At 45.8% G+C, this 16,300-nt stretch carries 14 protein-coding genes and 1 tRNA gene; 7 read left to right on the top strand and 8 right to left on the bottom strand.

Features of this window, described 5'->3' with window-relative positions; all coding sequences use genetic code 11:
- Nucleotides 1-101: 101 nt before the first annotated feature.
- The 3 genes from H6849_00415 to H6849_00405 all read right to left on the bottom strand — a co-directional run bounded on the left by H6849_00415 (nt 102) and on the right by H6849_00405 (nt 1,285).
- Nucleotides 102-722 (bottom strand): hypothetical protein, encoded by a 621-nt coding sequence (locus tag H6849_00415; GenBank protein USO01515.1) that lies wholly within the window; start codon nt 720-722, stop codon nt 102-104.
- 162 nt (nt 723-884) lie between these two features.
- A complete protein-coding gene (locus tag H6849_00410) occupies nt 885-1,097 on the bottom strand; it encodes a hypothetical protein (protein USO01514.1) in 213 nt (70 codons plus the stop codon).
- Nucleotides 1,098-1,210: 113 nt separating this feature from the next.
- A tRNA-Val gene (locus tag H6849_00405) sits at nt 1,211-1,285 on the bottom strand.
- Nucleotides 1,286-1,473: 188 nt separating this feature from the next.
- Between H6849_00405 and H6849_00400 the strand changes: the two genes are divergently transcribed.
- From H6849_00400 to H6849_00370, 7 genes are all read left to right on the top strand, one after another.
- Nucleotides 1,474-2,001 (top strand): hypothetical protein, encoded by a 528-nt coding sequence (locus H6849_00400; GenBank protein USO01513.1) that lies wholly within the window; start codon nt 1,474-1,476, stop codon nt 1,999-2,001.
- A 374-nt stretch (nt 2,002-2,375) separates the two neighbouring features.
- A complete protein-coding gene (gene lgt, locus H6849_00395; GenBank protein USO01512.1) occupies nt 2,376-3,158 on the top strand; it encodes a prolipoprotein diacylglyceryl transferase in 783 nt (260 codons plus the stop codon).
- Nucleotides 3,159-3,177: 19 nt separating this feature from the next.
- A complete protein-coding gene (locus H6849_00390; protein ID USO01511.1) occupies nt 3,178-4,257 on the top strand; it encodes an SAM-dependent methyltransferase in 1,080 nt (359 codons plus the stop codon).
- A 69-nt stretch (nt 4,258-4,326) separates the two neighbouring features.
- Nucleotides 4,327-5,118, top strand: coding sequence for a polyphenol oxidase family protein (locus H6849_00385; protein ID USO01510.1), 792 nt, complete (start codon nt 4,327-4,329; stop codon nt 5,116-5,118).
- Between the two features lie 55 nt (nt 5,119-5,173).
- Complete coding sequence (locus tag H6849_00380) at nt 5,174-6,934, top strand: SurA N-terminal domain-containing protein (protein ID USO01509.1); 1,761 nt, start codon at nt 5,174-5,176, stop codon at nt 6,932-6,934.
- A gap of 160 nt (nt 6,935-7,094) precedes the next feature.
- Nucleotides 7,095-7,364: an exodeoxyribonuclease VII small subunit gene (xseB, locus tag H6849_00375; protein ID USO01508.1), complete on the top strand. Its 270-nt coding sequence runs from the start codon at nt 7,095-7,097 to the stop codon at nt 7,362-7,364.
- Between the two features lie 146 nt (nt 7,365-7,510).
- Nucleotides 7,511-9,061, top strand: a complete 1,551-nt coding sequence (locus tag H6849_00370; GenBank protein ID USO01507.1) for an ABC-F family ATP-binding cassette domain-containing protein — start codon at nt 7,511-7,513, stop codon at nt 9,059-9,061.
- Between the two features lie 295 nt (nt 9,062-9,356).
- On the opposite strand, the gene H6849_00365 is transcribed toward H6849_00370, so the two are convergent.
- From H6849_00365 to H6849_00345, 5 genes are read right to left on the bottom strand one after another with little or no spacing between them, the layout of a single operon-like run.
- Nucleotides 9,357-11,459 (bottom strand): ATP-dependent DNA helicase RecG, encoded by a 2,103-nt coding sequence (locus H6849_00365; protein ID USO01506.1) that lies wholly within the window; start codon nt 11,457-11,459, stop codon nt 9,357-9,359.
- Nucleotides 11,426-13,549: an NAD-dependent DNA ligase LigA gene (gene ligA, locus H6849_00360; protein ID USO01505.1), complete on the bottom strand. Its 2,124-nt coding sequence runs from the start codon at nt 13,547-13,549 to the stop codon at nt 11,426-11,428. Before ligA ends, H6849_00365 begins: the two co-directional genes overlap by 34 nt.
- Nucleotides 13,546-15,231 carry a DNA repair protein RecN gene (gene recN / locus H6849_00355; GenBank protein ID USO01504.1) on the bottom strand — a complete coding sequence of 562 codons (1,686 nt, stop codon included), beginning with the start codon at nt 15,229-15,231 and terminating at the stop codon, nt 13,546-13,548. The genes ligA and recN overlap by 4 nt, the downstream gene beginning before the upstream one ends.
- Nucleotides 15,224-15,379 carry a hypothetical protein gene (locus tag H6849_00350; protein USO01503.1) on the bottom strand — a complete coding sequence of 52 codons (156 nt, stop codon included), beginning with the start codon at nt 15,377-15,379 and terminating at the stop codon, nt 15,224-15,226. The genes recN and H6849_00350 overlap by 8 nt, the downstream gene beginning before the upstream one ends.
- A gap of 10 nt (nt 15,380-15,389) precedes the next feature.
- Nucleotides 15,390-16,232 (bottom strand): outer membrane protein assembly factor BamD, encoded by an 843-nt coding sequence (locus tag H6849_00345; GenBank protein ID USO01502.1) that lies wholly within the window; start codon nt 16,230-16,232, stop codon nt 15,390-15,392.
- Between the last annotated feature and the right edge of the window lie 68 nt (nt 16,233-16,300).

The raw sequence follows: 16,300 nt of genomic DNA, 5'->3' as shown, positions 1-16,300 counted from the left end.
ACCTAGCACATAAAAGTTTAAGAGTGAATTAACAGAACGTGCATTTTACAGATTATTTTCTAAAAGCACGCAGGGATGTGCGGCGATGGTGAAAGGGACCTTTAGTGCACTGCGGTGATGTTCATTCTTTCGGCATCGGCATAGCTGAAGAGGGGGCTAACAACCCTGCGTGCATCAGAGGAGGGAAGAACATTGGCAGACAAACTGTCAGGCATTCCCTCAGTGCTTTCATCATCTATGTCTTCTGTTTCAGAATCAGTGCCATTGTCATCAGTGCCATTGTCAAAAGCATTGTTTTCTAAGCCATCATCTGCGGCATTATTTTCTAACAGATCAAACAGATCATCAAAATCTCTTTCTGAGACCCCAACTGGTGGTTCGAGATCCCTAGCATAAGTTTCTGTTTCTTCACGTTTTTTGCTATCATTTCCTAAGGATGTAACCGTAGGTGCAGGGATGAAAGGCGTGGGTTTGTAAGTACTAGTACTGTGTATCGCCAGTTGTTTTTCTTGCGCAGTGATCAGAGCATTTTGTGTGCTATCAATGCTGCGTTCGAGAGAATCTGCTTCGGCTTGTTTTGCAGCAATGTCGCGTCTCAATGCATCAAGCTTTTCCTGACTTTCAGCGAGCAGGGCCCGCACGTGGGGCGTTAAGTGATTAATCCCAGTTTCAGCGGATACAGTCCCTAAAGCCAAAGAAAAGCACAAAAAATATTTGTACATTATAAGAACGACACACGGGTATTTTTTGCAGGATACCTGATAACCATTAATTTTTTGTAAACCCCCTTTTCTCTTTGTCAAAAATGGCCTCTTGGACGACGTTGTGTGTGGATTTTTTTCTTTTGCCCGTTCTTCTGCTTGCACTCTCAGTCGCTTGAGGACTTATCCTATTTTTGGATCACCAGCATTCATTGCTTCGGATACCTCAGCGGCTAAATTCCCGCACCCCGTGTGATCAATGCGTATCAGTGTTGTCTTGACTGGCATATTGAGACAGAAAAATATGTTAGGATAGTGATTATGACAGGCATGGTGAAGACCATCCAGGTGTTTAATTTCTGTGTTTTTGGGAAATTGTTGCCATAAATAATGCATTCGAGGCAATATTAGCGGTGAGGGGGATTAATCTTCTTGGTTTATGAGCGGGTGCTTTATACAAAAAAGCGCGCGATCTACATTTGCTCTGGAGTGGATTTTTAGGAACCAAATGGTGGGCGGTGAGGGATTTGAACCCCCGACCCTCTCGGTGTAAACGAGACGCTCTCCCGCTGAGCTAACCGCCCGATGTGGGTGAACATAATCATCTTTATGCAAAAAATCAAAGGTTTTTTTTGATTATGGAGGTGGCGAGCACACGCATAAAAGGAATACCTGTTTCTTATGAAATATAATCATAATAATATAATCAAAAAAAGATATTGTATTTTATAATAATGGTTCATATCTTTATATCAAAAATTCATTAATAAGAATGATTACAAAAACCAAGATGATAAGTTTACTGGTGCTTATTTTAGTCTCTTCCGTTTTTGCCTCGGAAGACAAGTCCTATGAACCTGCTGCTGTTGCGGTATCCCCTCACCACCTTAATGAGGATCTTTCGCCGAAAAAAGCCTCTGTGGTGCAAGTATTGGCAGATATCAAGGAGAACGCCTTGCAACGGTACTTAGAGTTGCCTCTTGATGATTCCCACCCCTTTCGCAACGAGGTGAACATGGGGCGCTATAGGGAGCGCTTGGAAATCTTAAATCGGTTAATTTCCAATGAGTTTTTTGAGAAATATGTGTTTCCCGATGCAGCGCGTTTGTGGGGGGCGTTGTTCACGATGCTTGGTTGGGATACCCCAGATAATGCTAGGCTTCAGCAATATTATCCACTCTATCAAAAAATGCAACTTGATGCAGAGTTATTGGTGCGCATCCAACAGCAATCCGATCCTCAAGAGGAACGCTCAGAGGATCGGTCCATGGTTGCGGGAGGCGGAGGTGGCTCAGGGTGATACTTTCGCCCACCCCTCGGGTGTGTTCATGATAAACCTTTTGTAGGGATTTTCGAGACCCTAAAAGAGAATTGCTATAGTGAAAATAGGCTTTTTCTACAAATTTTAGATATCATACGTATAGATTTCTTTAACCTACAAATCTATACGATTTTTTAAGCACAGTTTTTTTTAAGCACAACGCTCAGTTTTGAGTGTATCCCCCCCAACGTTCCGTTTGGGAGGTTTCTGTTGATTCAGATGCAAAAAATACACAAAAAAGAAAAAAACGGCATTGACCGAAGGTTCAATCATTGCTAGAAAATAGTATCGCCGTTCTGGTGTCTTTTTATCCACAGCTTTATCCACAGCATACCTAGTGTCGTTTGTATCCGATGACTTACATTCATAACATCTCTCCCATTGCCTTTTCCCTTGGTGCGTTTGATGTTCGTTGGTACGGCATTAGTTATGTGATTGGCTTTGCTTATACGTGGTATGGGGTGCGGGTGAAAATTCTGCAACTTTATAAACATGTAAGCCCGCGTTTTGTTGATGATCTTGTCTCTTCTGTGGGTGTGGGGGTTTTGTTGGGGGGGCGCTTGGGATATGTTCTTTTTTATGACCTCCACATGCTTTGTGAGCCATGGCGTATTTTGCAGATCTGGAACGGTGGGATGTCCTTCCATGGTGCGTTGATAGGGGGGGCTTTGGCGAGCATTTATGGCTGTCGACGTATGCAAATCCCTATACTCCCTTTTTTAGATATGATAGTTTTTCATGCGCCGCTAGGTATTTTTTTGGGGCGGATTGCTAATTTCATTAATAGCGAGCATATTGGGCGTCCCACAGATAAATCCTGGGGTGTTGTCTTTCCCACCGTGGATGGGGTCTTGCGCCATCCGAGCCAGCTTTATGAGGCCTTTCTTGAGGGAGCATGTCTTTTTCTTATTGTGCGGATGGTTGATGCCTATTCCTCAGCTTGTGTACGTGGGCGGATATTGGGATACTTTTTGATATTCTATGGAGTTTTTCGCTGCATTAGTGAGGTTTTTCGTACCCCTGATGGGTATTTCTTAGGGATAACGCTTGGGCAACTTCTGTCGCTTCCCCTTTTGGTGATCGGCTTGTTTTTGGTGTTTACGCGTTCTTCCTACTCTCATAACCTGACGGCGTGATGTGGTAACGCAGATGCGCATGGCTGATGCTCATCAAACACCCTTGGCGGCATATCTGCACGCCTATATAGGCCGTGACCAAACCATTTCTTTTCAGGAATATATGCAGATATGCCTCACGCATGAAAAGCATGGCTATTACAAAACGGCGATCGCGGTAGGGGATGACTTTATAACCGCACCGGAAATATCTCCTCTGTTTGGTCAAGTAATGGGGTTTTGGGTGTTGCAGCAGTGGTTGGCACTGAAAAGCCCCCCTCAATGGACTCTCATCGAGCTGGGCGGTGGTCGCGGAACATTGATGCGCGATGTTTTGCATGTTCTATCGCTTGTGCCTGCGTGCATCGCTGGGGTTATGATCCAGATGGTGGAGTGTAACCCTCATGCTATTGCTCAGCAGCGTTCAGCCGTAACGGACGTTCCCGCGCAAAAAAAAAATTTCTTCCCCACGTGGGTGCCTTCTTCTGAGGACCTACAACTCAAGGCTCCCTATATTTTAATTGCCAATGAATTCCTTGATGCGTTGCCTGTGCAACCCTATTACATGTGTAGGGGGCAGTTGTGGGAGGAGCGCGTTATGAGTGACGGGCATTCCTTTAGATGTGTGCGCGCACCACAACCCATCCAGGAACCGTTGCCTTGGTATGTTTTGGGGGATGGTGCATCGCTTTGCGAGGGTGATTGTATTGAAGTGTGTGCGTATTATGACTCTTTCCTTCGTTCCCTTAGTGCCTGTTGCGTGGAGGGCGCTGCTGCTTTTATTGATTACGGATATACGGGAATACAGCGCACAGGAACAGTACAAGGAGTTCGTCAACACGCTTACACGGATGTAATGACAGATCCGGGTTTCGTTGACATTACAAGCCATGTCAATTTTACCGCGTTCACATCCCTTGCTGAAGCGCAGGGTTTTTCCACGCACGTAACCCACCAGCGCCACTTTCTCAAAGATAATGGCATTGACCTTCGGCTAGCAAAGATTTTGCAGCAAAATCCAAAACAATCTTCTGAAATTATGGCGGGTTATGATCGTCTCATTACAGATTTAGGCATTCTATTTAAGGTGGCGGTTTTGAAAAAAAATAGGGTTGTATGACGCAAAAGAAATCTCTTGTAACTGCGCAAAGAATCTTTTGAATTTCAATCATTCGTACTATAGTGAGAAATGTTGCCTTTTTTACACACACAAAGTCTTGATGCGATCCCCTCTATTGTTCATGGGTTTTTTACGCGAGAAGGGGGTGTGAGTGCGGGTGATTTAGCCACAGCAAATTTTGCACGCCGCGCCCAAGAATCTGATAAAAATCTTAGCGAAAACTATAGGCGGTTGCTCATCTCCTTAGGAGCGAACGTTGATCGGCTTTGTATGGTCCGCCAAGACCACACGGCAGATGTTGTGTGTGTGCGTGAATTCCCCCAGGAGCGTGGCGATCATCCTCTTATATTAGGGAAGGCAGATGCCCTTATTACAACAGTTCCTGGTGTTGCTGTGGGAATTTTGACAGCAGATTGTTTGCCAATCCTGATTAGTGATACGCATGGAACAGTTGTGGCGGCGATTCACGCAGGGTGGCGTGGCGCGTTAAGGGGAATCATTGCTCAAACGATTGCTCAGCTGCGACAAATATCGCCCGGGAGCACTTTTGTTGCTGCCTTAGGGCCCTGCCTCCAGCAACAAAACTTTGCGTTTGGCGAGGATTGTATGAAGGAATTGACAGACCGTTATACCATTGCGTGCGGTTATTTTTTGCGTTTCAAAGAAAAGTATTATTTCAACCTTGAGGGCTTTGCGCGATGGTTGTTGGTGGACGCGGGTGTGCATGATATTTCGGCTCATAGTCTTGATACATACAGTAATGCACGTCGATTTTTCAGCTATCGGCGTTGCAGGCACAATGGGGATGAAACCTATGGCTGTCAGATCTCAGCTATTGGGATAAAAAGACCAAGTAAGTGATTGCTTTATGGCGGGGATTTGCTATCTTTGCAGGAAATCATAATAAATTTACGTAATGCTTCAAATCTTTCATCGCATAGCCCAAACGCTTGCTTTCAAAATTTTTATCGGGGTTCTTGTAGCCTCTTTCATATTTTTGTGGGGTGTTGGCGATTTGTGGCAACAGTTTATGAGTCCTGCTCACGCAACGCTTGTTTCTGTGGGGGGGCGTACGATTAAGATGGATGCATTTTCGCGTAAGCTCCAGCATCAGATGGAAATGGCCCAACGAATGGCGGGCAATCGTCGCTTGCAACCAGAGGATTACCGTCGCTTGCAGTTGGAGGTGGCAACACTACAAGAAATGGTTGTTGGTGAATTGGTAGACCAAGAATGTGATCGTTTGGGGATCCATATCCCTGTGGAAGTTGTTGTGCCCTTGGTTCATCGCGATCCTTTATTTCATGGAAAAAACGGTACCTTTGACCGCGCCCGATTTAATCAGGTTCTGCAGGTTTTGCGTATGAACGAAGATGAGTACATTGAAACGTTGCGTGGCGATTTGCGTCGACGCCAGCTATTGAGTGTAGTGACCCGTGGTATTCAGGCTCCCCAGGTTTTGGGAGAAACATTTATTAAGCGGTTTCACCAGAAGTTGCGGATGCGTATACTCGATGTGCCTTTGCTTCCTGTTGCAAAAGTTCCTGGTCAGAAAAACGCCGTGCCTGCACCCACGGAAGATACGATTGCCCAGTTTTATACAACGAACAAAGATTACTATGCGATTCCTGAACGACGCTCTTTTAAAATCCTGCATTTACGGTACGCAGATTTGCCCCACAAAGTCACAGATGATCAGGTAAAAAATGCCTTTGAGTCTCGTGTAGGTAAAAAGGAAAAAGTGAAATTTGAGGATGTGAAAGAAGAGCTCCGTCGCCAGCTTCTCAGGGAAGCAAACGCTGATGCGATGGAAACACTCAAATCTTTTATCGATGATAAAGTTGCCGGTGGAGTATCCTTGGATGATGTATCAACTCTTGTGCGTACCCAAGGAGCGGGCAAAGCAGGCATGACTACTGTTACGCTCACGGCCCTCAAAACGCATGCGTTTCATGAGGTGACGCAAGGCGGACAAATGGGCCCTAAGGGTGAAAAATCAGTTGTGGAAGCCTTACAATCCCAAGCACACGTTGCGCGTGGTGATATTCAAAACCTGATTGGGCTTGTGTTTGCCACACAGAAAGGTTCAGATAGCGAAACACACCAATTGCCCAGTGGTGACTATGTGATTGTCCATGTGGATGAAGTTGAGCCGCGCCGTATTCCGGAGTATGAGGAGGTGAAGGCCGATGTTACTGATGTTGTTATACGTGAAGCCCAATTCAAGGCAACCTATGACATGGTCACAGCATATGCAGAAACCCTAAAACCAGATACTCAGAAGGCAGATAAGCATAAAAAAGTTCCGCCTTTAGAAGCCAAGTTTGGTGGTAGTCTTCGTGATGTTTTTGGCCTACGCTATGAGCTTGCCTCACAAGCGCAAAAATTCGATCTTGTCGGGTTTGAGAATCGTGCTGATGATGTTAATAAGGATGACATAGTAATTTTGCCTAATGTGAAGAATAAAAGTATTCAAATCATTCAAGTTTCCTCTGTTGAAGACACTGATTTTAAATCAATCAAGCCGGAGATCATCAAGCAGTTAACAGCAAACCTTACTCGTGAAATGCAAAATGATGTGCAAAATCTGTACCTTGCCTACCTGCAGAAGCGCTACAAAGTTGATTATAATAAGGACGTTCTCAAAACCCTTGGCCTTAAAGAGAACGCTGGTTAGTGTCAAAACAAGATGTTGTGATGCAAGGAACAGTAACCCACACCTGTAGGGGTGGGTTACTGTGTAGGATGTTTTTTTTGCAAAATATCCTGACCATTGCTTTTTTGCGGCAAAAAATAGTGTTATGCTTCGTTCTTTCCAAATAGGAGAGTGACTCAAAATGCCTCGCGATACCGCTCAACAAAAAACAGCGTTACCCTCAGACCTTACATTTGAAGAAGCTTTTAAAGAACTTGAAAGTATCATTCAAAAACTTGAGGCAGCTGATACAGTATCGCTTAATGATTCTATTACGCTTTATGAGCGTGGGGTTTTCTTACGCACATACTGTGAAAAGATTTTAGCGAATGCTAAATTGCGGATAGATAAGGTTACGAACGGCTCACCTGAAGGCATCGAAATAGAATCGTTTGACCCACGCAGCGTGTGAAAAAAGTTTCACGCTTCTGTTAGCTATCGGTAGTATGCACAAGAGTACAGCCAAGGTGCCCAAATTGTCTCACCTGTGTCATATAGAAACTGGCATTAAGCGCAGGTTATTGTTTCGGGATATTTTTAACACGTGAAAGGTTACTCATGATTACTGCACAAAATATTGACTACTATATCGCTGGTCGTAAAATTATTGACTCGGTAAGTTTCCGTTTGGCTGAGAAGCAGAAAATTGGCCTTGTTGGGCGTAATGGTTCTGGTAAATCAACACTCTTTCGCTTGCTTTTAAGTGAACTTGAGCGTGACAGCGGTGACCTTACCATTCCCCAAGATATTAAAATTGGCTGGGTACAGCAGCATATTCCAGATACAGATATGCCTGTTTTGGACTATGTGATTGCGTCCGATGCAGAGCGCACGCAACTGATGCAAAAGCTTGAAACGACCGAAGATCCAAATCTTTTGGGTGATATTTATGAACGTTTAATTCATATTGATGCGTATACAGCTGAGGCACGTGCGGGTGAAATTCTCAAAGGGCTTGGTTTTGATAAAGACATGCAGGCACGGCCTTTGAAGCATTACTCGGGAGGCTGGCGCATGCGGGTAGCACTTGCTGCCGCGTTGTTTCAATCTCCGGATTTATTGTTGCTTGACGAACCAACTAACCACTTGGATTTTGAGACATCCACATGGCTGGAGGGATTCTTAAAAACATATCCACGGGCAATTTTATTAATTAGCCACGAACGCGATTTTGTGAATGGAATAGTTGATGGCATCTTTCATCTTAAAAAAGGTCAGCTAAAATATTATAAGGGAAATTACGATACGTTTGAAACCAACTATAAGGCCCAGCTTGCGGCTGATGCATCGTATAATCGCCGCATTGAATCCCAGCGTCAGCATTTGCAATCATTTGTGGATCGCTTTCGTGCGAAAGCATCAAAGGCCGCACAAGCACAATCACGTATTAAAATGATGGAGAAACTGAATCCCATTCAAATGACACCAGAAGATCCTACAGTAAAGTTTGCGTTTTCGACGGCAGATGTGCTTGCCCCGCCGATGGTTCGTTTTGAAGGACTTACTTTAGGATACGGTGAGCATGAAGTGCTTAAAAATCTAAAAGGAGGTCTTAATCCAGAAGAGCGTATCGCTCTGTTAGGCGCTAACGGAAATGGGAAATCGACATTTGTGAAGTTTTTGGCAGGAAAACTTCAGCCTCTGAAGGGGAACGTATATATTTCCGATAAAATTCGCGTAGGGTATTTCGATCAACATCAATATGAAACCTTAGATCAAACGGCTACACCCTATCAAATTATTCATCGCTTAAACCCTGACATAGGAGATACCAAAATTCGTGCTCATTTGGGGCGCTTTGGCTTCAACACAGACATGGTGTCGCGTCAACTATCTTCGCTTTCAGGAGGAGAAAAGGTGCGCCTGGTATTTTGTGGTTTGTGTATTGATAGTCCCAATTTACTTATTTTGGATGAGCCTACAAACCATCTTGATATCGAAATGCGTGACTCACTGGCGCTAGCGTTGAACGAATTTTCAGGTGCCGTGGTGCTTGTCTCTCACGATGCACACCTGATTAATGCGGTTGCTGATGAGTTGTGGGTTGTTTCCAACCAAAAAGTCACGCAATTTAGGGGAAACTTGTCAGAATATCGCGCAAGTATTTAATATAAAATCGTTTTTCTTTCAGGAAAATTTCGCAAATTTATAGGCAAATATCGAATTATGTCATACGCGTAACACGATAAATAGATATTTAATATTGACATATTTCCAATGCCGTGATGATATAAAGGCGGATGGTATGGAGGTATGGAAATGTTTAATCATGCATTTGTGCAGCTCTTTGTAGGTGCAAGCTTGGTGATCATGTCACTTTTTATTCAATAAAAAAGGAAAGGTAGATGCGTGTGGAATGGGAATTTTCTTAGGTTCGGTTGTGCCTTTTTGGGTCGTTGATCTCTTAAACCCCTGGTATTCCTTGATTATCTCTGTGTGGTTTTTGCCAAAGGTCCCTTTGGTTTTGTGGAGGGGTTTCATTGGCCAGCAACGCTCGTGCCTCTATCATTAAGGCGAGGTGTTCTTCGGGGTTGAGTATTCGAAAACGAATGCTTCCACTTTGTTGTGTGCCGATAACATCTCCGCCTTGCCTCAGCTTTAAATCTTCTTCTGCAAGTGCAAATCCATCAAAACATGTTCGTAGCAATGTGAGCCTTCTCATGCTCGTTGCGGACACGGTTTCTCCGTAGAGTAAAATGCACACAGCTTGGGCATTTCCCCGTCCTACGCGCCCGCGCAGTTGATGTAATTGGGCAAGTCCATAGCGCTCAGCATTTTCGATGATAAGCACATTGGCATCTGGTACATCGACACCGACTTCGATTACAGATGTAGCCACAAGTATTTTACTCTCCCCCCGAGAAAATCTTAGAAAGATGCTGTCTTTATCCTCCGGTTTCATACGACCATGCAGGAGACTAACAGCTTCTTCACCAAAATGGGTGGCAAGAATAGCGTAGCGGGTGTGCACGTCAATAACGGCCATATGCTCACTTTCTTCTACGAGCGGACAGACCCAAAAAATTTTTTCTCCATAACGAAGAAGCGCCCCAAGTTTTTCAATAATTGTATGAATGCGGTCACAAGACATGACGCGCGTTTCCACATCCTTGCGTCCTTGTGGTTTTGTTTTAAGAGCGGACGTTTTAAGATCACCGTACACTGTTAACAACATCGTACGCGGTATAGGTGTTGCGGACATCATCAAGACATCCGGTGAGGGAGTTTGTGCTAACAACTGCATGCGTTGTCGTACACCAAACCGATGCTGTTCATCAATCACGACCACCCCCATGGAGGCTCGCCACGCATCATCATGCAACAGGGCATGGGTACCAATCACAATGTGTGATCCAGGAGAGTCCACTAACGTTGCAAGAATACGAGAACGATCCACGTGTGATGTTTTTCCCGTGACACCGTGAACACGAATCCCCAAAGGAAAAAACCAGTTTTGAAAGGTACGGATATGTTGTTTGGTAAGAATTTCTGTGGGGGAAAGAAGGCACGCATTTTTTCCATGGCTCAGTGCTTGCATGATCGTTGCAGCAGCTACAGCCGTTTTGCCACTTCCTACGTCTCCGTGCAGTAACCGTCGCATGGGATAGGGTTTTGCCATGTCATTGTGAATTTCGGTTATCGCCGTTTCTTGACACGATGTAAGGGCAAAGGGCATTGCTTCGAGTAAGCGGATATGGTTCTGGCGATGTGTCACAAAGGCATAACCAGAGTGTGTTTTTCCTGTGGCGCGGATATTTTGCAGGTAATACTGATACATGAGGGCTTCGTCAAAGGCTAATCGTTTCCGTGCAGGAGATGAGGAGGAACAATCCTCAAGGGTGACGGGATGGTGCGCGCTCCACAGCGCTTCTCCAAAAAGTGGCCAGTTGTGTTTGGCGCACATATCAGGATTAAGCCATTCACTATCTCTGACATTGTCCCACGGAAAGAATCCTAATACATGCTGAATAAGATTACGCAAAACTGTGGCGCGTAACCCTTGTGTCAGAGGGTAGATGGCCTCTATCAGGTTTTTTTTCTGAAGATATTGTGATGGCATAACAGTTGGGTGAGTAATTTGCCACACCTCACGCACCCGTTCCGGAGTGCCCGCAATTACTACTGTTTGGTGAAGCGGAAACTGACTTTTGATGTAGGAAGGAAATCCTTGAAAAAAAACGAGTTGTAGAAGGCCTAAAGGGCTTTCGACTAAGACTTTGGCAGGAATACGCCGTGATAGCCTGGAAAAGCCCGTCGGGTGTTTGATAACTGTACAGGGAAGAATAATGGATTCCCCAGGACTAACAAACGTAGGCGTCGTAATCACACGATGGATCTGGACACCTGTTGGCAGGTGAAACAGCAAATCACGTGGAGTAAAAATATCCAACCTATGGAGAGTTTCAGCTGTTTTTATCCCTACTTTGGGAAGCGTTTGCAGAGGAGCAAACAAGCGATGCAGAACTTCGTCAGTTACGAATCGTGCGTGCGGATGAGTGCCAACCATGCGTCCTCACTAATAGTGATCCCTAATTCATGGGCTTTTTTTGCTTTTGAGCCAGGTGCTTCACCCACGACCACAAAATGCGTTTGCGTTGATACCGAACTTCCGACCGTTAGTCCCATACGTTCGGCAATGGTCTTGGCTTCGGCCCGCGTGTGGTGCTTCAGTGTCCCGGTGAAGACAATAGTTTTTCCTGCAAGTTCGGTTGTATGGGAAATCTGCGTATGAGGTTTTACCGTAACATGGGTGCATAAGTCCTGGAACAGCTTTTTATTTGAGGGCTCGGCCCAAAATGTACGTACGTCACCGCATACGGCCTCTCCAATTCCATCAATGCTCATAAGGTCTTCTGCTGCGCGGTGGGCAGTTTCTGATGTGATCAGCTGGTCAAAAAGTTCAGCGAGGTATTCTGGAGTTTCATAGCGTTGTGCCAATAGTTTCGCGGTTCGTTCTCCGACACTAGGAATTCCAAGGGCATAAATGAAGCGATTAAAAGGCACATGACGTGCATCGTCAATGGCCGCGAAAAGATTCTGAGCAGATGTTACACCCCATCCCGGTAGATGCGCAAGGGGTGTGAGTGTTGCGGTTTGTTGGCTGCGTAGGGTAAAAATGTCCGCGGGTGTTGCGATGAGAGACCGATCAATAAAGTCTTTCACGTGACGTTCCCCAAAGCCATCAATATTAAAACCACCTTTGGAGATAAAATGAATAAATCGCCCCAACCGCTGGGCACCGCACCGCAATCCCCCTGTGCAACGGTATGCAACCTTTTGGGGGTCTTTGTGGATGGGGCTTTGACATACGGGGCACTCATGGGGCATCTGGAAGACAGGGGAATCTGGGTGTTTATGTGTATCAGAACTTTGGCTTAATCCAACAACTTGGGGGATGACATCTCCTGCGCGCTGTACGATAACGCGTGCTCCTACAAAAAGATTTTTTCGGGCAATCTCATCGGCGTTATGAAGGCTTGCCCGTTGTACCACCACACCGCCAATCCCAATTGGTTCAAGCGTGGCAACAGGGGTCAAAACTCCTGTGCGCCCCACCTGAATCGTAATAGCAGTAATCCGTGTAATACCTTGTTCCGCGGGAAATTTGATCGCAATTGCCCAGCGGGGACTGCGCCCAACACTGCCCAGACGGCGCTGGATGTCGAGGTTGTTGATCTTAACAACCAGGCCATCAATTTCAAAAGGAAGATCTGCGCGTTTTTCCCCCATTTCTGCGTACCTACGCATGATTGCCTCTTTCGTGTGGCAGACCCGCGTCAGGGGGCATATAGGAAACCCCCATGTCTGTAGTTGATCGAGCAAGGCCCGTTGGGTGGAGGTCGTCGTATTTTTTTCAGGCTCTACCCAAGAGTACGCTACAAACGTGAGGGGGCGTGATGCGGTAATGCGTTCGTCTAGTTGGCGTAGGGATCCTGCGGCAGCATTACGAGGGTTGGCAAAAACAGGCTCTGTGGCGGCGGTGCGTCGTGTATTTAACTCTATAAAATCATGGCGATTCATAAAAACTTCCCCGCGTATTTCGATCACTGGTGGGGGTGTCGCTGTTCTTAGCGTGTGTGGTATCGTATTAATGGTACGAACATTAGGTGTAACATTTTCACCAACACGGCCGTCTCCGCGTGTGGTACCACGAACAAGAACCCCTTGTTCATAGCGAAGAGCCACGGAAAGTCCGTCGTACTTGGCCTCAACGACGCAATCATACGAGGTGTCTGTATTCAAAAACCGCTGAATACGTGTGATAAAGGTCTGTAAGTCCTCGGCGCAGAAGGCATTGTCAAGCGAGAGCATGGGTTCCAGGTGCGCCGCTTTTGTAAAAATATCACTGATGGGCGCACCTACCTTAATACTGGGAGAGTCTGCACGCACGCAATCAGGAAAAAGTTTTTCAATAGTAGTGTTGCGGTGCATAAGAGCATCAAAAGCAGCATCCGATATTTCCGGTGCGTCATCACGATGATAGCGTTCATTATGATAGCGAATTTGCTTTTCGAGATAGGCAAGTTCTTGGATTGCTTGATCCCGGGTGAGTTCCTCAGGGGTGTAGGTGCTATAAGGGGAGAGGCCAGATTTCACGGATGGTTGGGTTCCTGTTTTCCAGATTCAGCTTTTGTTAAAAGTTCTGCTGCTGCCTGTTTGGCTGCATCAGTAATATGGTCCCCGGCCAACATTCGGGCAATTTCCATCATACGATCATGGGTGGAGTCCAGATGCACGATGTGCGTTTGCGTGTCTGCGGCTTCGTGGGTTTTGTGCAAGCATAAGTGTGTCTGGGCACAGGCCACAACTTGGGGAGCATGACTGATTGCAAGAACTTGCTGGTCAATACTCAGGCGGTGGAGGCGCTTACCGATTGCGCTTGCTACAGAACCTCCCGTGCCGGCATCAATTTCATCAAAAACGAGCATCTGTGCGCCATTGTTTTGGCGCAACACAACCCTTAGTGCCAACATAAAGCGGCTCAGTTCACCACCGGATGCAATCTCATTAAGCTTACCAAAAGGGAGACCTGGATTTGTGCGCACCATAAAACTGACATGCGTCACACCGGTGCTTGTTGCTTGATTTTCATGTAGTTCCGTGAGGTCAATCCGGAAGTCTACTTTTTCAAGTTTTAGGGGAGGGAGTTCTTTAAGCATTTCTTGACGCAAAGTATAAGAAGCATCTACACGCTTTTTATGAAGAGCCCGCGCAAGTGTCATGTAGTGATGCTTTGCCTTTTCAGTTTGTGCGCGCAAGTCTTTTTCTTCGATCTCTGCGTGTTGGAGTGTGGCTAGATCTCGGGTGAATTTTTCATGCACGGTGTGAAGCTCGTCACCAGACATACGATGTTTGCGTGCAAGATTGCGAATATGACCAAGGCGTTCGTCGAGGTGCTCAATATCATCATCTGTTGGCTCCTTACGGGCATGCTGAACCACCGTTTGTTCAAGGCGTGCAAGATGATCACTGGCTATGTTCATCCCGGCATGATGCTCATTCATTTCAGGAAAACTATCGACCAAGCGATCCACATGACGAATAAGGGCATTGATGCTGTCGTAGATGCCGTTCTCTCCACTGATTAGCTGCTCAATTTTTACGAATGTTTCCCGGAGTCGCCCACGTTGCAAAATTTTTTGTCGTGTGGCAAGTAAATCAGATTCTTCATTGGCTAAGGGCTTTATCGCATCAAGTTCACTCAGCACATGGATAAGATAATCCGCTTGTGCGTGCAAGGCTTGCTGGTCAGCAATACGTTTATCCAGGGCAGACTGCAACGTTATCCATGCAGAAAAAGCCGTGCGTGTGCCTGCTACCTCGTCTTGTAATCCGGCAAATATATCCAGGAAATCCCGTTGAGATCCGGGGTCAAACATTGTGTCAAATTGTCCATGAATATGAAAAAAATGGGGAGCTATGGTTTTTAAAACCTGTTGTGTGACCGGTGTATCATTAAGAAAAACGCGTGATTTTCCTGTAGTATCAAGACTGCGGCGTACGGTTAGTGTGTCCATACAGATAATATCGAGTGCATCAAGGTGTTCCCGTACAGCGTTCGGAATAGTTTGTGTAAATGTGCAGCTTACCTGTGCTTTTGTCGCATAAGGGGCGATAATCTCTCGGGTTATTTTCATTCCGCAGATAAAGTTGATAGCGTGCATAACCATCGACTTTCCTGCCCCAGTTTCACCTGTAATAACAGTGAATCCCGGATAAAAATCTATATCCGCTTCTTTGATGAGTAAAAAATTTGTGATGTGCAGATGGCTAAGCATTCAAAGCCCCCCGGAAACGTAAAGAACATGACCAGACAACCGCGTTGATAACAGAAGCACATATGTCCAGCCGAAAGGCACGGTTAAGCTGATTATTGCTGTGGTTTGCCATCATTGTTCTCACAAAAATCCCTTGCTTTGGCATCATACAGCAGTCTCTAGGATTGATGTCCTTTTGATGATTTGGTGGGGGCGGATGTAAAGACTGATGCAAACCAGGATTTGCCCTCTCCCTTGTGTTCTTTTGTGCGCAAATCAATGCCCTTTAGCAAATAGTAGGAGTCAGCATACCAAGGACTTTTAGGGTAGTTGTGCTGCAGTATGGCAGCCGTGCGCACAGCGTCATTCGTCATTCCCAGCGCAACATAGCACTCGACCAGGCGATGCAAGGCTTCTTCGGCGTGACGGGTTTTGCTATGATTGCGGATAACCCTTTGCAAGCCACGGATAGAGGCGATATAGGCAGATTTATTCAAATAAAAGCGGGCAACATCTAGTTCGGCAGCAGCCAAGTGGTCGCGCAATAATTCAAGCTTGAAGGTAGCATCCCGGGCATACATCGTGTCAGCATGCTGTGTGATGAGACCTTGAAAGCTTGTGAGGGCCTTACGTGTTAGATCCTGATCGCGGGGGACAATAGGCACTTGCTCATAGTAGGCCATTCCTAATAAGTAGTGCATGTAGGGGGCATCCTCATGCCCAGGATACAACTGTAAAAAACTTTGGATACTTTCCACGGCACTGGCATAGTTTTGATTCTCATAGTACGCATACGCCATTAGTACCTGGCCACGTGCGGCCCATAACGAATAGGGGTGCTGGCGTTCGAGTTCTGTAAATTGCTTAGCGGCTTCGGCGTAGTCCCTTGATCGCAAAAATTCCAGTCCCTGATTATAAAAATGATTCACCGATTTTTCTTCATAGGGCTGGACCTTCGTAGCGCATCCAGAGAGCCCCACAAAAACGAGCACCGAAAATATGTTAAGCAGGCGATATACCATCTTTTTCGTAAACCTGAACTGTCATAATACCTGTGGCTACACTAAATTAGTCGTCTGTCATAGTCAAA

This window comes from Alphaproteobacteria bacterium, assembly GCA_023898725.1.
In the GTDB taxonomy this organism is placed as follows: domain Bacteria; phylum Pseudomonadota; class Alphaproteobacteria; order JAUHZC01; family JAUHZC01.
This window is presented reverse-complemented; position numbering and strand designations above follow the sequence as displayed.

Excerpts from the sequence above, each read along its gene's own strand:
- H6849_00415 (USO01515.1), bottom strand. The coding sequence starts at position 722 with ATGTACAAATATTTTTTGTGCTTTTCTTTGGCTTTAGGGACTGTATCC.
- H6849_00410 (USO01514.1), bottom strand. The coding sequence starts at position 1,097 with ATGCATTATTTATGGCAACAATTTCCCAAAAACACAGAAATTAAACAC.
- H6849_00400 (USO01513.1), top strand. The coding sequence starts at position 1,474 with ATGATTACAAAAACCAAGATGATAAGTTTACTGGTGCTTATTTTAGTC.
- lgt (USO01512.1), top strand. The coding sequence starts at position 2,376 with ATGACTTACATTCATAACATCTCTCCCATTGCCTTTTCCCTTGGTGCG.
- H6849_00390 (USO01511.1), top strand. The coding sequence starts at position 3,178 with ATGGCTGATGCTCATCAAACACCCTTGGCGGCATATCTGCACGCCTAT.
- H6849_00385 (USO01510.1), top strand. The coding sequence starts at position 4,327 with ATGTTGCCTTTTTTACACACACAAAGTCTTGATGCGATCCCCTCTATT.
- H6849_00380 (USO01509.1), top strand. The coding sequence starts at position 5,174 with ATGCTTCAAATCTTTCATCGCATAGCCCAAACGCTTGCTTTCAAAATT.
- xseB (USO01508.1), top strand. The coding sequence starts at position 7,095 with ATGCCTCGCGATACCGCTCAACAAAAAACAGCGTTACCCTCAGACCTT.
- H6849_00370 (USO01507.1), top strand. The coding sequence starts at position 7,511 with ATGATTACTGCACAAAATATTGACTACTATATCGCTGGTCGTAAAATT.
- H6849_00365 (USO01506.1), bottom strand. The coding sequence starts at position 11,459 with ATGGTTGGCACTCATCCGCACGCACGATTCGTAACTGACGAAGTTCTG.
- recN (USO01504.1), bottom strand. The coding sequence starts at position 15,231 with ATGCTTAGCCATCTGCACATCACAAATTTTTTACTCATCAAAGAAGCG.
- H6849_00350 (USO01503.1), bottom strand. The coding sequence starts at position 15,379 with ATGATGCCAAAGCAAGGGATTTTTGTGAGAACAATGATGGCAAACCAC.
- H6849_00345 (USO01502.1), bottom strand. The coding sequence starts at position 16,232 with ATGGTATATCGCCTGCTTAACATATTTTCGGTGCTCGTTTTTGTGGGG.